This window comes from Janthinobacterium sp. PLB04, assembly GCF_021165895.1.
GTDB classification, from domain to species: Bacteria; Pseudomonadota; Gammaproteobacteria; order Burkholderiales; family Burkholderiaceae_D; genus Janthinobacterium; species Janthinobacterium lividum.
Genome location: NZ_CP088968.1, coordinates 3,119,300 through 3,133,972 on the forward strand (window position 1 = coordinate 3,119,300; position 14,673 = coordinate 3,133,972).

13 protein-coding genes are annotated in these 14,673 nt (G+C 57.5%); 10 read left to right on the plus strand and 3 right to left on the minus strand.

What is annotated here, in order from left to right:
- The first annotated feature begins 29 nt into the window (after positions 1 to 29).
- The 5 genes from LSO07_RS13860 (at position 30) to LSO07_RS13880 (ending at position 8,326) form a co-directional block, all read left to right on the plus strand.
- Positions 30 to 2,837 (plus strand): type VI secretion system Vgr family protein, encoded by a 2,808-nt coding sequence (locus LSO07_RS13860; protein ID WP_225317296.1) that lies wholly within the window; start codon positions 30 to 32, stop codon positions 2,835 to 2,837.
- The gene (locus tag LSO07_RS13865) at positions 2,824 to 3,759 is read left to right on the plus strand and encodes a DUF4123 domain-containing protein (protein ID WP_191909670.1); all 936 of its coding nucleotides are present in this window, start codon (positions 2,824 to 2,826) and stop codon (positions 3,757 to 3,759) included. Before LSO07_RS13860 ends, LSO07_RS13865 begins: the two co-directional genes overlap by 14 nt.
- A gap of 45 nt (positions 3,760 to 3,804) precedes the next feature.
- On the plus strand, positions 3,805 to 6,708 hold the full coding sequence (locus tag LSO07_RS13870; RefSeq protein ID WP_151094776.1) for a T6SS effector BTH_I2691 family protein: 2,904 nt from the start codon (positions 3,805 to 3,807) through the stop codon (positions 6,706 to 6,708).
- Between the two features lie 14 nt (positions 6,709 to 6,722).
- The gene (locus LSO07_RS13875) at positions 6,723 to 7,517 is read left to right on the plus strand and encodes a hypothetical protein (protein ID WP_151094778.1); all 795 of its coding nucleotides are present in this window, start codon (positions 6,723 to 6,725) and stop codon (positions 7,515 to 7,517) included.
- 113 nt (positions 7,518 to 7,630) lie between these two features.
- Positions 7,631 to 8,326, plus strand: coding sequence for a putative type VI secretion system effector (locus LSO07_RS13880; RefSeq protein ID WP_151094780.1), 696 nt, complete (start codon positions 7,631 to 7,633; stop codon positions 8,324 to 8,326).
- Between the two features lie 192 nt (positions 8,327 to 8,518).
- On the opposite strand, the gene LSO07_RS13885 is transcribed toward LSO07_RS13880, so the two are convergent.
- Together LSO07_RS13885 and LSO07_RS13890 are read right to left on the minus strand one after the other, a co-directional pair.
- Positions 8,519 to 9,052, minus strand: coding sequence for an ankyrin repeat domain-containing protein (locus LSO07_RS13885; RefSeq protein WP_151094782.1), 534 nt, complete (start codon positions 9,050 to 9,052; stop codon positions 8,519 to 8,521).
- Positions 9,053 to 9,092: 40 nt separating this feature from the next.
- Positions 9,093 to 10,292 carry a YbfB/YjiJ family MFS transporter gene (locus tag LSO07_RS13890; protein ID WP_151094784.1) on the minus strand — a complete coding sequence of 400 codons (1,200 nt, stop codon included), beginning with the start codon at positions 10,290 to 10,292 and terminating at the stop codon, positions 9,093 to 9,095.
- A 310-nt stretch (positions 10,293 to 10,602) separates the two neighbouring features.
- On the opposite strand from LSO07_RS13890, the gene LSO07_RS13895 reads away from it, so the two are divergent.
- From LSO07_RS13895 to LSO07_RS13910, 4 genes are all read left to right on the plus strand, one after another.
- Positions 10,603 to 11,277, plus strand: coding sequence for a CsgG/HfaB family protein (locus LSO07_RS13895; protein ID WP_034788077.1), 675 nt, complete (start codon positions 10,603 to 10,605; stop codon positions 11,275 to 11,277).
- Between the two features lie 8 nt (positions 11,278 to 11,285).
- Positions 11,286 to 11,654 carry a DUF4810 domain-containing protein gene (locus LSO07_RS13900; RefSeq protein ID WP_225317297.1) on the plus strand — a complete coding sequence of 123 codons (369 nt, stop codon included), beginning with the start codon at positions 11,286 to 11,288 and terminating at the stop codon, positions 11,652 to 11,654.
- Positions 11,651 to 12,313: a DUF799 domain-containing protein gene (locus LSO07_RS13905; RefSeq protein ID WP_034788080.1), complete on the plus strand. Its 663-nt coding sequence runs from the start codon at positions 11,651 to 11,653 to the stop codon at positions 12,311 to 12,313. The genes LSO07_RS13900 and LSO07_RS13905 overlap by 4 nt, the downstream gene beginning before the upstream one ends.
- A 172-nt stretch (positions 12,314 to 12,485) precedes the next feature.
- Positions 12,486 to 13,118 (plus strand): hypothetical protein, encoded by a 633-nt coding sequence (locus LSO07_RS13910; RefSeq protein WP_225317298.1) that lies wholly within the window; start codon positions 12,486 to 12,488, stop codon positions 13,116 to 13,118.
- A 22-nt stretch (positions 13,119 to 13,140) separates the two neighbouring features.
- On the opposite strand, the gene LSO07_RS13915 is transcribed toward LSO07_RS13910, so the two are convergent.
- Positions 13,141 to 13,989, minus strand: coding sequence for a siderophore-interacting protein (locus LSO07_RS13915; protein WP_151094786.1), 849 nt, complete (start codon positions 13,987 to 13,989; stop codon positions 13,141 to 13,143).
- Between the two features lie 89 nt (positions 13,990 to 14,078).
- Here LSO07_RS13915 and LSO07_RS13920 point away from each other — a divergent pair, with 89 nt between their 5' ends.
- Complete coding sequence (locus LSO07_RS13920) at positions 14,079 to 14,660, plus strand: TetR/AcrR family transcriptional regulator (protein WP_151094788.1); 582 nt, start codon at positions 14,079 to 14,081, stop codon at positions 14,658 to 14,660.
- The last annotated feature ends 13 nt before the right edge of the window (positions 14,661 to 14,673 follow it).

The following is a 14,673-nucleotide window of genomic DNA, read 5'->3' on the forward strand; positions in this document are numbered from 1 at the left end:
GTGCGGGAAGCCGCGTGATGGAGTTCCGGATGTCGATGTCCTTGCCCGCCAGTTTCACGCAAGCCAGCAGATTGCTACAGCTGACCACGCCCCTCGGCGCCGACCGCCTGCTGGCCGAATGCGTGCGCGGCGAGGAAGGCTTGAGCACGGGCTTCGTGTTCCAGATCGCGGCCCTGTCGACGGACGCCGCCATTTCCTTGCGTACCCTGATTGGCCAGCCGGCCCTGCTGCAATTGCTGACCGTTACCAGCGCCGACGCGCTGCGCCCGTTCCACGGCCATATCACCGCCGTCGAGCTGGTTGGCGCGAACGGCGGCATGGCGCGCTATCACCTGACCCTGGAACCCTGGAGCGCGTTTCTTGCCCACGGCCGCGACAGCCGCGTGTTCCAGGACATGACGGTATTCGACATCCTCGACGCGCTGTTTGCCGCTTACCAGGCGCAGGGCAAGCTGGCGCCGGCCTGGCGTTTCGATATCCTCGACCGCGCGGCATACCCGAAGCGCAGCCTGAGCACCCAGTACCAGGAAAGCGACTGGGCCTACGCGCAGCGCCTGATGCACGAGGAAGGGCTATTCTATTACTACGAACACGGCGGCGATCCCGGCAGCCCCAGCCTGGGCAGCCACTGCCTGGTGATCGCGGACCATAACGGCGCGTTCAAGCCGAATGCCCAGAGCAGCATCAATTTCACGCAGCCGGGCGCCGTCATGAAGGTTGACAGCATCGATCGCTGGCGCACCGAATTGCGCCAGCAGACCAATGCCATCGAACTGGGCAGCTGGGATTACCGCTCGCTCGACCAGCGCGTCGCCAGCGCGGCCGGCCAGGCGCAGGGCGTGGAGCTGCTCAGCCGCGACGCGCCCGGCGCCTATGCCTATGCCTCGCGCGAGCAGGGCCAGCGCATCGCGCGCAACCAGTTGCAGGCGCTGGAAGCGGGCAAGGAAGTCCATGTGGCGGCCGGTACCGTGCGTACCTTGTCGCCGGGTACCACGTTTAGCTTGCAGGGGCAGCCGGTGTTCGATCAGGCGGGCAGCGACGACGAGCGCAGCTTCCTGATCGTGCGCACGGTCCACCTGATGCACAACAACCTGAGCGCGGATCTGCAGTCGTCCATTGTGCAAACGCTCAAGACGGGCTTGCTCGATGCGGCCATCCGCAAGGAGCAAGCCGGCAGTCTGCACCGCATGCCCGCGCTGCTGGGCGCCATTGCCGAGCGGCCCCTGTACCGCAACCGCATCGATGCCATCCGCAGCAATATTCCTTATCGCGCCAGCGGCAAGGACCAGCATGGCCAGCTGCTGCATCCGCGCCCGACCGTGCATGGCCAGCAGACGGCCGTCGTGGTGGGTCCGGCCGGCGCCGTGATTCATACCGACCGCGACCACCGCATCAAGGTGCAATTTCACTGGCAGCGCGGCGTCATGAGCCACAGCCGCCTCGACCATCCGCAAGGCGGCAAGCATACCGGCGCGCCTGGCGACGACAGTGCCGGCACCTGGGTGCGCGTCGCCTCCACGATGGCGCCGGTGGCGGGCGCCAACTGGGGCGGCCATGCCTTGCCGCGCATCGGCCAGGAAGTATTGATCGATTTCCTGGAGGGCAATATCGACCGGCCGCTCGTGATCGGTACCGTCTACAACGGCCAAGGCACGGTCGACGCCCAGAATAACCGCGTGGCCCATGGCGCCGGGCCGGCCACCGGCAATGCGCCGGCCTGGTTTTCGGGGGAAGCGGGCGCGCATGCCCACCCGGCCGCACTGTCAGGCATCAAGAGCCAGGCCATGCAGGCCAGCCAGCAGGGCGGCGCGGCGTACAGCCAGCTGGTATTCGACGACAGCCCGGGCCAGCCGCGCGTGGCCCTGCAGCGCCATGCCGGAGCACACCAGGGCACTGCCGAGCTGAACCTGGGACACTTGCGCCATCAGACGGACAACCAGCGGCTGGCCGCCGCCGGCTTTGGCGCGGAACTGAAAACCGAGCACAGTGCCGCGCTGCGTGCGGGGCAGGGGCTGCTGCTGTCGACCGACGGGCGCACCAATGCCAGCGGTACGCAGATGGATACCAAGGAAGCCACGGCCCAGATCGAACAGAGCTTGGCCTTGCTGACTTCGCTTGCCGAGACGGCGCAAAAGCACAAGGCTGTGTTAGGCGGTGGGCAAGGCCAGGCCGAAGCGTCGCCCGATGCGCTGCCGGCGCTGAAGCAATTGGCGAACAGCATCGAAATGCTCAAGGGCACGGCGGGCACGGGCGATGGCCAGGTAACGGCCTATGGCGCGCCGCAGCTGCAATTGTCCAGTCCGGCCGGCATCGCCGCGACCACGCCGCTCAACGCCCTTTTCGCCGCCGGCAATACCAGCAGCATCGCGGCAGGGCAGGACATCAATTTCGGCGCGCAAGGCAACCATTTTCATGCGATTAGTTCCGGCATCAGCCTGTTTACTTATGGCAAGGCCAGCAAGCCCGACAAACCCAACCAGGAAACCGGCATCCGCCTGCATGCGGCCAGCGGCAAGGTCAGCAGCCAGAGCCAGTCCGATGAAACAAAATTAACCGCAGACAAGGCCGTGACCGTGGCCAGCGTCAGCAAAAGCGTCAACATCAGCGGCAAGCAGCATGTGCTGATGACGGTGCAGGGCGCCTATATCAAGCTCGAAGGCGGCAATATCGAGATTCATGGGCCCGGCAAGATGGAATTCAAGGCCGGCATGAAGGAGCTCACAGGGCCGGCCAGTGCCAGTCCTGCACCTTTGGCCTTGCCGGCAGGACAATTGAAAGGCTGTGCACTGAAACTGCTCGATGCCACGCAGGCGGGAGCGGCCAGTGTCAAACGATAAAGTGTCATCGCCTGCGCTGTCTTCGGCGGGGGTATCGACGGCGCGCGCCGATGAAGTGCTCTACAACGTGGCCCGCGGCTATGACAGGACCGTCGTCCTGATCGACCAGTTCATCGACAATCCTTTGCGCGAGGCGATCGAGGCTCTGTCGCCGCCCGCGGCCAGCGTGCTGCTCGATGACCCGATCTTCCAGGATGACTTGCAGCGCGCACCGATGCTGCTCGCGTTGTCAAACAGGCGGCCCGAGCACTATGCGCTGGTCGAATATAGTTTGAAGCTGGCGCAAGAGCAGCATGCCGAACCGGGCGCAGTGCCCCGGATCTGTGCCTGGCTATTTAGTAACGCGACGCTGGAACGTCTGCGTAGCGCCATGCTGGCGCGCCTGAATGTGCGCTATGCGTCCGGCGATGCCGTTTACCTGCGCTATTTTGACCCTCGCGTCATGCCGCATCTGGCGAGACTGTTTCCGCCATCTACTGCAGGCGTGTCGGGGCGCAGCAGTTTTGACGATCTGCTCGGCCCTGTCGAGAGATGGTGCCAGCTCGACCGCGATGGGCAGCTGATCCAGCATGGCAATGCGCAACCGGTGTCGGCAGTGCAAGATATTCCCCTGCGCATCGATGAGCCAACCAGGCAGGCGATGGACCGCATCGAGCAGATCAATCTGGTGGTGCGCATCCTGAGTGCAAGGCAAACGGCAATCGGGCCAGGCATCGATGCGCAAATAGACCACCATCTTGTCTACAGCGCAAGTGCGGGCCTGGACCAGCCTGATGACCAGATCGCCTATGCCTGGCGCGCCGTCGCACACGGCCAGGCATTCACCATGCACCCCGCCCTCGGGGAACTGATGCGGATGGCAGCCACGCAAGGCTTGCCGCTGGACATAGTATTAAACGCCCGTCTTCATTCCCTGGCTTGATGCTCAGCAGGATGACCGCGTGCCGCCCACTCAACAGGAAGAGCGATGAAAGACTGTAAATTTTGCGATAAAAACGGCTTGTTCATTTTGCCCTTGCGTTATGCGGCAGTGGTGGGCGAGGGTGCGGCCGGCAGCGTGCCCGCGCTGCCCGGCAAGCTGGGCGACAAGGTCAAGCACATCACGCTGGAAAACGCCAGCTATGCGCCGCGCCTGCTGCGCGCCGGTTTCCTGTACGTGTTGATCAAGCGGTCGGGATTGCTGTATTGGGAAGGCTATTTTGCCGACGACGACGCCTTCCTGTCCAAATTTCCCGTCGATTCGCCACCATCGGCGGCCGTGAATTTTTCTTGCGACCGCACCACCTGCGGCATCAACGCCAGCCTGATCGCGATCGACAAGATCGAGTTTGTCGAAAAAATTTATCTGTTGTTCACGCCAACTGCCATGACGAGAGAGCGGCTGGACGCGTATGCGGCCAATGCCGAGGCCAGCGTTAAAAAAGGACAAATGCAGGTTTTTCTGCCAAAGGAATGGGCGGCGGGCAGTACCGAACAGCCGCACAGCCTGAAGCCTGAAGAGCTTGGCAAATACGTCCCCGAGGCCGTGCTCGCCCGGCAGTATCAGAATGCCGGCAAGAGCCCCCTGGGGAAAATTCTCATGCAGCAGCTCTACATGGCAAGTTGCGATGCTTATGAAGGCACAGCCAATCTTCCTTTGGCGACGCCGGGCGGTCGGATCGGGAAGCTGGAAGAGAAAATGGTGGCGACCAAGGCGGCAGCGTTTGCTCTGTTTGACCCAATCGGCATCACGCAGGAGTTAAACGATTTTCGTAATGCAGCACTGCAACCGCTTGAGGATTTTTTTGAGCAGGTGGACAAGGAAAAAGTCAGCAATCGCCGGAAGATGGACGTCATGGTTGGCATTGATGATGTCAAGGACTGTGTCATCAAATACGGCGTGGAAATCAGAAAGAAAAATCTCGATGACATGGACTCGAGGGCGCTTCCGGATATTAATAAAAATAACGCCGAAATGCTCAGGAAATTAAATCGGGTAAAAGAAGCTGAAATAATTGAAGAGAGAATAAAGAAAACTTTTGAGGCGAGAGAGAAACGGCGCGAGCAGATTCTTGCGACCAGTGAGCAGGATGCGCGCGAAAAATTTGAAAAGAAATATGAGTCGCTCATTTCCCTCTCTGAAATTGATTTGCTGCGGAAGACGCTGGAGAAACTGTCGAAAGAAGCTGAGGCAAGATCGAGGAAGAGAACTGCCGACCATGTCAAGTGGGTGATGTCCACGGAACTGGTTGACGCATTTGATAGTTATGACGAGGAAAATATCAGTAGCGGATTTTGCTTTACTTTTGAATTTTCCCGGTGTGTGTTCGGCATGTTTGCAGGTAAGGAAAATGCACCTGTTCTTAAAAATTGGATGGATGTCAATTCAATTGAAAGAAAAAATTTGTACATGCGGTCAAATTTTTACAATCATAAATCTTTGTATGATCTTGCAGAAAAGGCTTTTAAAGATGCTAAAGAACAAGTCGATGCTGCAGGCGATATTTCAAAAGTACAGGCGGCACCATGGTTAAAAGCCGGTAAGGGCCTGATTGATTCCTTTAAGAAAATTGATTCCGCATGGGATGAATGGTTGCGCGATGGCGGAGTCCTTAAAATTCACAACAAGGATCCAGAGGCCAGCACGAAAAAGGCAATAGTGAATTTGTCAAAATACCATCGAACTGCGGAGGGGATGGCATTTGCCAAAATCTCGGAGTGGACTCAAGCAATGTTCACTAAAAGCGGGAAGCTGGACAAGGCAATTTCCAGTGTCGTCGGTATATTGCTGTATTCTAAATTGACGGATCTTGCTGAAAAAATAAGGTTTGATGAGTTGATGCTTCCTCTGAAACAAAAAAATATTGAGGAATTAAGAGAAAAATCAAAGAAGTACGCTGAAACGCTGAAGACGGAAAATAAAAAAAATAAATTAGAGCAAAGCATAGAAAATAAAGCTGAGCGGACTGCGCGAGCAGAAGCCACAAAAATTGCTCAGGCAGATGCGGCAAAAGTGGAAGGGAGCATAGGAAAACTGATAGAGGATGAGCAGGCAAAGGTAAAAAACAAGGTAAAGATTGCACTGGACGAACTGGACGTGGGTAAAAGGCCCGAGACCAATAATTTTCGCCATGCTCGTATCGGTGTTCTTTTAATGTCAATTGAAAGCCTTTCCCTGGCAACCAAATTGCCTCATTTCTTCGATTCTCCCAGGCTGAAAGCTGAGGTGGCAGCTTCAATATTGTCATTGAGTAGTATGTCTTTTGATTTGGTTTATTCTGTGACAAAATCTATCAGGGAAATTTCTCCTTACAACAAGATTTCGGGAATAAATAAAGGTGCAGATATTATTCGTGGTGGTTTTAAAATGGCTGCCGGGTTTCTTGGGGCTCTTTCTGGTGCAATTATAGTTTGGTTAGATGTCCTTTCGGCTTATGAGGAAATTAAGAAAGAAAGAACCAATAGAATGCTGGTGGGGATCTATGCTGGTCGGGCTGGTCTCGGTGTATATAATGCGATTGCGGGTTTGGTCGCTGCCTTTTCTTATTCTGCTCCTTTAATGTCTCGATTGGCGGGCTCGCTACTGGCGAGAAATTCGAGTTTTTCATTAAGTATGGCAAAATTTTTTGTTGGAACTGCTGCAGTTGCAAAAAAAGTGGCAGATGGAAGAACTCTTTTATTAATAAGGCTGGCTAGGTTCAATCTTATTGGTGTAGGAGTAACTGTTGTCGAAGTAGGATATCGGGTATGGATCATGGACGATGATCTGGAAAATTGGTTTCAAGCATGCAGTTTCAGAAAGAGAAGAGGATTATTCAGTGAAAAGCCGTTTGATTCTGTTGAGAAAGAATTAATGGAATTGCAGAAGGCATTCAAAACGGTTCAATCATAATTTTTAGGAAGCACATGATGAAAAAAAAGGGTGCTGAAAATGCTTCTTCCGAAGAGGTTTTTTTTACTGTGGAAGGAAAACTCACAGAATTTCATATGGCTGCAACAAATGTGAATTTACTTAGTAAAATCGAAAGCAGCCTTGCGGAAAAAAATCTGGCTGGCGGCGTTGCCGCCGTCATCAATGGCATGCCAGGGGCATTGGCAAACGCAGCCATGCTGAGTTTTTACGATGGTGAAGATATGTATAATTTTGCCGGACTGGTCAACGGGAAAGTAGTATGTGGTGTTTTTAGAGATGCCGATAAAATCAAGGATGGCGATGTCGTAAAATTGGTGGTCACACAGAGAAATGACGTGCTGTACGTACACAGTTTGATCCGCATTGATGACAGCTTTTTTATGATGCCATTGAATGCTTATTGCGGAGAGCGTGCTTTTTTCTGGAGTTGCATGAAATTTGCAAGGAACATGACTTTGGCTGTTTGGATAATTCTTTCTCTTATGTTTTTTTTATCTGTCGATGTATCGTTGGAGAAAAATGAGAATTTAATTACGATGTTCAGCATAATATTCCTGATGCCGTTGATTTTTTGTTTTCCTTTTGAGTATTGGAGCTTCAGAACTATGCGTGATTATTCGATCTATGCGACGAAGATTTTCACTGCCCATGGCTTTCCAAGGCCAAGTGACTTTGATATGCGCGCTGGCGCTACTTTATTCAAGGATCATAGCTATGGTTTTATTGGATATAGTTGTGAATTGGCCTTGAAAAAACACATATCGAAATACAAAATTCAATCTGCTTGATAATTTCCTCGATACATTTCCGTTACTTTTCAAGTTGGATCTGAGTGGCTTCCTCCCCGAAATTGATGGCATTGCTGTAAAGATATTGCCAGTTCAGCGATCGAGAAAATCATATGCATGAATTCTCCTATAAGTTGGTCAGCGGTGTTGTCGAGGATTTAAGAACTTCCGACATGCATGTGAATTATTTGAAGAGTGCCGAATCGTTCAAACGAATGTCCGGTTTGACCTCGATCGTGCAGGCTGCCACGGGTGAATCAGGCGCTGTTCACAGCGCACAGGCGGCCACAAGTGACGGAGATCCTGTCGCCGTCTTCAGCATGAGCGTGGGCGGCAAGTGGGTTAGCGGGAGTTTTTGGGAAGTTGGTTTTAGCGCCGGGGACGAGGTTCAGCTTGTCGGTTATCAAAAAGGCAATGACTTCATCGCTGTCGCAGTCATTGATGTAAAGGAAAACAAGATATGGATGCAGCCACATTCTGAACGTGGCACTACCGCAAAAAAATATCATCTATTAATATGTAGTGGGTATTTTTGCATAGGATTATACATCGTTACTCTTGGAATGGGTTTTTTTGGGAATATTCCATTATGGTTGATGCTGATTACTGCGACTATAACAGCGCCGGTTATTTTATTTGCAACAGTGGGATTGAGTTGGTCAGATTTTATGGATTTTTCGAAAGAAATGGATAGAGTAGGGAGGGCACTTGGGATCGCTGAGCCGGAAAAAATTGATCTTTTTAAAAGTACGAGAAAATCAAGAAAGTCAGGAAAGCCCGCTTTGCCGATGGGCGTGTACTATCTTTAAATTAGATAAGTAAAATGTAAGAACCCATTGATGTTCCTGATGAGCCGTTCCTCTCCGGGGTAGAAATGAAGCATCTTCATTTTCTAGACAAGGATGGTGGCAGGTACTTAGAGCTCGATGCTCTGGCGGTCGTAATCGCGCGCCATCCCCTGCGATGCTGTCGCGCGACTACCGGCAGGCAGTGCCCCTGTTTTATTCCGCTTGCCCCAGGCTGACCAGCCGTGCCAGGGTCTCTTGCGCGTTCATGCTCTTGGCCAGCGAGACGGCAGTCATGCCGCGGCTGTCCACGGCATCGATGCGGGCGCCGTGCTGCAGCAGCAGGTCGAGGATGGGCAGGCGGTTGAACATGGCTGCCATCATCAACGGGGTCTTGCCGTCCGGGCTGGCGCCGTCCACCCTGGCGCCGTGCTGTAGCAGCAGCGCGGCGATGTCCAGGTAGCCTTTATAGGCCACGCCGGCCAGCGGCGTCTGGCCCTGGTCGTTGGGGACGTTGGCGTCGGCGCCCGCTTCGAGCAGCAGGCGCGATGTTTCCAGGTAGCCATGGTAGCTGGCCAGCATGATCAGGCTGTCGCCTTTTTCGTTGCGGAAGTTGACTGGCACGCCTTGGGCCACCATGGCGCCCAGTTGCTGCGTATCGCCTTCGCGTACCAGGGCAAACAGGCCCTGGATGAATTCCAGCGTTTCGGCATCCATCGTTGCGGGGATTTTTCGTGCATCGGTGTTCATCGTGTTCTTTCCTCGAGGGGGGGGCTATGCCTGTAGTCTACTATGCGGCCGGCGCCAGCGCCTTTTGCCGCGAGGCCAGCGCCGCGCCGATGAAGATGGCGATGGCCGAGGCGATCAAGCCCCGTTCCAGTCCGGCCGGGCCGTCGGCGATCCAGCCGACGACGATGGGGCCGACGATCTGCCCCAGCGCAAAGACCGTCGTGTAGGCGCTGATGCCGGCCGTCCAGGATTGCTGCGGCAGGTTATGCCGCACCAGGGCCGTGGTCGACGCTACCACCGACAGAAATACGGCGCCGAAGACCAGGCCGGAGAGGAACACGACGGGTATGAAGCTCGTCAGCGCGGGCAGGATGGTCACCACGCCCAGCACGCCATTCAATATCGCCAGCGATTCGCCGCCCCTGTAGCGGTCCAGCATGCGCGCCCAGATGCGCGACGACGCCACCACCGCCAGGCCCAATAAAGTGTAGAACACGGTGACCAGGGTGGGCGGCATGCCTTGCTGCTTGAGCAGCGCGATGACAAAGGTCATGTAGCCGATGTAGCCGACGCCGAACATGAAGTAGCCAGCCAGGCTGGGGGTAAAGTCGCGCCATGCGAAGCGTCGCGGCGTGTCGAGGGCGCGCGGCGCTTCGCCGATCGCCTTGGCCGGCAAGGCCATGATGGCGGTGGCGAGCAGGCAGGCGATGCCCAGTGCCAGCCAGGGCCATTGCCACGCATGCGCGGCGCCGTGTTCCTGGGCGGACGCCAACGCGGCCGGCACCAGCAGGGCAGACAAGGCAATGCCAAAGCCCGTGCCGCCATAGTACAGGCCGATGTAGAAGCCGGCGCGCTGGCTGTGCATGGAACCGAGCCGCGCCGCCAGCACGCCGCCGGCGATGAACATGAAGGCGCTGGCCACGCCCGCGCACACGCGCTGCAGGAACAGGGTGGTGGTGTCGCTGACGAGGCCCGACATCAGCATGAAGATGCTGGCCAGCATGGAACCGATGATCAGCAGGCGCCACACGCCCAGGCGGCGCATGAGGGCCGGCGTGGCCAGTGCGCCGAGAAAATAGCCGAGTGCATTGAAGGTGTTCATGGCCCCGGCCAGCAGGTAGGACCAGCCCAGGTCGGCACGCATGGGCGGCAGCAGCAAGCCATAGGAAAAGCGCGACAGGCCCAGGGCGACGGCCGCGCCCAGCGAGAGCGCCAGCGCCGTGGCCAGCGGATGGGCCGGGGAATGATCGTGTGTCGGCATGGCCTGGAGACCCGTCTAGATGAAAAGCGTGGAGTTGGCGCCGGGATGGGGCAGGTCGGCGGGCAAGGTCTGTGGCGGCAGTGGCATACGGCGCTCACCGCAGGCTGTTTTTTACTGCCAAGTTAATGAATCGGCCCTGATAAGTCAAGCAGGCGCCGCCTGAACAGCACTGGCAATAATGCAATCTTGTTATTGTTACTTTTGGATAGAATTGTGAGACATGCAATACCATATAATTGCAATTAGGAAATTAACTTGCCTAAAATCAATTTCGCAGGTTGCTCCTGATCCTCCATATCATAAGGGCACTATGAATAAGAATAAACCCGGCGCGTTGTTGATTGCAGCGCTGATTGGCGCGGCCTTGGCTGGCTGCGCTTCCGAAACCTCGCAAGCCGTGGCAGTCCCCACGGTTGCCAGTGCAGCCCGTCCCTACGTTGGTCCACGCACCCTGATCGCTGTCGGCAAGTTCGACAACCGCTCGAACTTCATGCGCGGCATCTTTTCCGATGGCGTCGACCGCCTGGGCAGCCAGTCGAAAACAATCCTGATTGCGCACCTGCAAACGTCCAACCGTTTCAATGTGCTCGACCGCGACAACATGGCGGAACTCAAGCAGGAAGCCGAGTTCAAGAAGCAGGGCCAGAATATCAAGGGCGCCGATTTCGTCGTCACGGGCGACGTGACCGAATTCGGCCGCAAGGAAGTTGGCGATAAGCAATTGTTCGGCATCATGGGCCGCGGCAAGACGCAAGTGGCCTATGCCAAGGTCACCTTGAACGTCGTCAATATCGCTACGTCTGAAGTCGTGTTTTCGGCCGCCGGCGCCGGCGAATACAGCCTGTCGAACCGCGAAGTGCTGGGTTTTGGCGGCACCGCCAGCTATGACGCCACCCTCAACGGCAAGGTGCTGGACCTGGCCATGCGCGAAGCGGTCGAGCGCCTGGTGGCTGGTGTCGAAGCGGGCGCAATGCGCAAACAATAAGGTATCCCATGAAAACAATGATGGACAAGGGCGCAGCCCTGCTGGCGCTGCTCGCCTGTGCCGCCCTGACCGGTTGCGCCACGCAATCGAAGACCCTGTACCAATGGGAAGGCTACGAGCCGCAAGTGTACGAATACCTGAAGGGTGAAAGCCCTGAACAGCAGATCGCCGCCATGGAAAAAGACTTGCAAGTGATCGGTGCGAAGGGCAACCACGCGCCGCCGGGTTTCCATGCCCACCTGGGCATGCTGTACTCGATCGCGGGCAAGCCGGAACAGGTCGAAGCGCAGTTCGAAGACGAGAAAAAACTGTTTCCGGAATCGACGCCGTACATGGACTTCCTGTTGGGTAAATTGAAAAAAGGCGAGAAATTATGATGTCGCGCATGTTGAAAATGGCCCTGTGCCTGGGCCCTGCCATCTTCATGGTCGGTTGCGCCACCAAGCAGGCCGCGTATGATTACACCGCCTTCAAGGCGGCCAAGCCCCGCTCCATCGTGGTCTTGCCACCGCTGAACAACTCGCCGGAAGTTAATGCCGGCAACAGCGTCTACGCGCAAGTGACCTATCCGCTGGCCGAAGCGGGCTACTACGTGCTGCCGGTGGCCGTGGTCGGTGAGACCTTCAAGCAGAATGGCTTGACGAATGCTGCCGATATCCACGGCGTCGATGCGAAAAAGCTCAACGAGATCTTTGGCGCCGATGCGGGCCTGTACGTGACGATTTCCAAGTACGGCACGACGTACGCCGTGATCGACAGCGTGACGGTGGTGTCGGTCGATGCCAAGCTGGTCGACCTGAAGACGGGCGCCTTGCTGTGGCAGGGCGCGGCCAGCGCATCGAGCAACGAAGGCAACAACAGCGGTGGCGGCGGCCTGGTCGGCATGCTGGTGACGGCGGCCGTCAAGCAGATCATCAACACCAGCACCGATGCCAGCCATCCGCTGGCTGGCACGGCAAATGCGCGCATGCTGTCGGCCGGCGTGCCGAATGGCTTGCTGTACGGTCCCCGTTCGGAACGCTACCTGGCGCAGTAATCGTCCGGTAATACCCCGCACAGGCCCTGCATCAGCCAGGGCCTGTTGCATAGCGGACATTACCTGCCGACCAGCACGGCACATGTTTGCCGTGATGACCATCGCCAGAAGAAATCACGGACTCGGCTTCCGGCGCTGTCTTTCCTGAGTCCGGGCAGATCCAAAGGGGCAAATGATGGCTATTCAATTCAACGTCAACTTCAACGTGTCAGCGGACGAGCTGCAAGGCAAGACCGTGCTGGTCTTCTTGAAACCGCAGAACCCGCAGCGCAATTACCAGATCCACGCCTGGCAGGTGTTGACGGGCTCGGCCGGTGCCACCGAATCGTTCGGCTACGAGGCACAGATTTCCACTGACGTGAGCTACTATGGCGTCAACGACAACAAGCTCATCTCGGGCCGCAAGAGCATTTTTCCGGGCCAGTTGCTATCGGCCGTGCGTCCGAACGGCTTGTCGCCGCTGCTGCAGCCTGCCTCGACTTCGCTGGCGCAAATGAAGTTGACGCCGCAGCAGTGCGGCGTGATCAACCAGACCACCCCCTACATTCAGTTCGACAGCAACTGGTACGTCAATGACAAACCGGTCGTGACCATGCCTTATGTCGATACGAACATGACGGTAAGCTTCGAGTACCTGCCCAACTTTTATTTCATGGTGGCCACGCCGCCCATGGTGGGCCAGACTTACGTCGTGCAAAATTTCTCGGACATGACGCAGTATGTAGCGCCGGTCACGGCCACCGAAGTGGACGTCACGCTGAGCCGGAACCAGGGCCTGTGGAACTTCGACTTCGGCGCCAAGTAAGGCGTCCCGGCGCTGGCGCTGCCTACACTTCGACGGCCAGGTCGTCGAAGTCGGCCAGGGTGCCGCCATTGGCGATCAGATGCTCGAAGCTGTGCTTGCGGCGCAGGTCGATATCGGTATTGCTGACGCCCCGTTTCCAGTAACCGGCCACCAGCACCTGTTCCTTGTCCAGGCCTGCATCGATGCGGAAGTGCTGGCGGATGGCGCGCATTTCATCGCGTTCGCCGGCGCCCCATATCGCGTAACCGTGCGGATCTTGTAACGCCCTGGCCTGGGCGGCCAGCGGCCCGTCCGGCGCCACGTGGGCCGTGCCGAGGCGCTGCAATGCCAGGCCCGGCACCTTGGGCAATTCCTGGAACGCCGCTTCATCATCGGTCACTACCCAGCCGATGCCGCTCGCGTTGGCGGGCCATTGCTGCAACATGGCATACAAGGCGGGTATGCCCGTCTCGTCGAGGAAGAGGGCGAGCTTGCGTTCGCCGCCGCCTGGAACGGTGAACTGCGGGCGCGGCCCCGTCAGGCGAAAGACGTCGCCCACGCGCAGGCTGTCGCCCCAGCGCATCATGGGGCTGGCATGTTCATGCAGCACGATATCGAAGGTAAAGGCTGACGCCGCCGCGTCATAGCTGCGCACGGTGTAGATGCGCGAGGCGCCGCCATCGACGGCGCCGTCGAGATGGATGCGGAAGGCCACGTTGGGCAGCGCCCAGTGCGGATCGTCGCCCGAGCTGGCCAGGCTGGCCGTGACGCGCAGCACGCTGGGAACGGGGCGCGCGATGGCGGCGACGCTGGCCGTGACTGCATGCAGGCTGCGGTCATGCTCGGCATTGCGCAAGGGGCCGCCTGTTTGCGGTTCTGGGGGTGTTGCCATGGTAAGTACTCCTGTATCTTGGGTAATTAGTTTCATCATGCTAAACTAATTGCTGAAAAACGACAACGCAGCTGCCGCCACGGAAAATAATGAAGACTATCGCCCCCGATACACCGCGCCCCGGGCGTCCCCCCAGCATCACGCGCGCGCGCATTGCCGACGCCGGCATCGCCATGGGCTTGCCCGCCATGACCTTTACGGGCGTGGCCGCCTTGCTGGGCGTCAGCCACGTGGCGCTGTACAAGCACGTCGCACACCTGGCCGCACTCAAGCTGCTGGTGGCCGCGGAGATTTTTGCGCGCTGGCAATTGCCCACGCCCGGGGAGGATGGCCTGGAGCACTACCTGCTGCGTTTCAGCGCTTCGCTGCGCCAGCTGGTCAAATTGCATCCCGGCCTGGCGCCCTATCTGCTGCGCCGGAAAGCGACGCCGCCTACCATGCTGGCGCGCATCGAGGCCCACCAGGCGCAGGTGGCGCACGGCTACCAGCTGCCGCTGGAGCGCGCCCGCTGGCTGCTGTCGACCGTGGCGTTTCACTGCGTGGCCCTGGCCGACACCGTGTATGCGTCGGCCGGCGACGCCTGGGAAGCAGAGGACGATGCGCTCATCGAGGCCGAGTTCGACCTGGGCATGCGCGCGCTGGTCATCGGGGTGCTGGCGATGCGGCCGTAATAGCGCGCAATCT

Bases quoted from the DNA above. Each gene is read 5' to 3' on its own strand.
- LSO07_RS13870 (WP_151094776.1), top strand. From the start codon at position 3,805: ATGAAAGACTGTAAATTTTGCGATAAAAACGGCTTGTTCATTTTGCCC.
- LSO07_RS13920 (WP_151094788.1), top strand. From the start codon at position 14,079: ATGAAGACTATCGCCCCCGATACACCGCGCCCCGGGCGTCCCCCCAGC.
- LSO07_RS13915 (WP_151094786.1), bottom strand. From the start codon at position 13,989: ATGGCAACACCCCCAGAACCGCAAACAGGCGGCCCCTTGCGCAATGCC.
- LSO07_RS13905 (WP_034788080.1), top strand. From the start codon at position 11,651: ATGATGTCGCGCATGTTGAAAATGGCCCTGTGCCTGGGCCCTGCCATC.
- LSO07_RS13880 (WP_151094780.1), top strand. From the start codon at position 7,631: ATGCATGAATTCTCCTATAAGTTGGTCAGCGGTGTTGTCGAGGATTTA.
- LSO07_RS13875 (WP_151094778.1), top strand. From the start codon at position 6,723: ATGATGAAAAAAAAGGGTGCTGAAAATGCTTCTTCCGAAGAGGTTTTT.
- LSO07_RS13895 (WP_034788077.1), top strand. From the start codon at position 10,603: ATGAATAAGAATAAACCCGGCGCGTTGTTGATTGCAGCGCTGATTGGC.
- LSO07_RS13900 (WP_225317297.1), top strand. From the start codon at position 11,286: ATGAAAACAATGATGGACAAGGGCGCAGCCCTGCTGGCGCTGCTCGCC.
- LSO07_RS13860 (WP_225317296.1), top strand. From the start codon at position 30: ATGTCGATGTCCTTGCCCGCCAGTTTCACGCAAGCCAGCAGATTGCTA.
- LSO07_RS13910 (WP_225317298.1), top strand. From the start codon at position 12,486: ATGATGGCTATTCAATTCAACGTCAACTTCAACGTGTCAGCGGACGAG.
- LSO07_RS13885 (WP_151094782.1), bottom strand. From the start codon at position 9,052: ATGAACACCGATGCACGAAAAATCCCCGCAACGATGGATGCCGAAACG.
- LSO07_RS13890 (WP_151094784.1), bottom strand. From the start codon at position 10,292: ATGCCGACACACGATCATTCCCCGGCCCATCCGCTGGCCACGGCGCTG.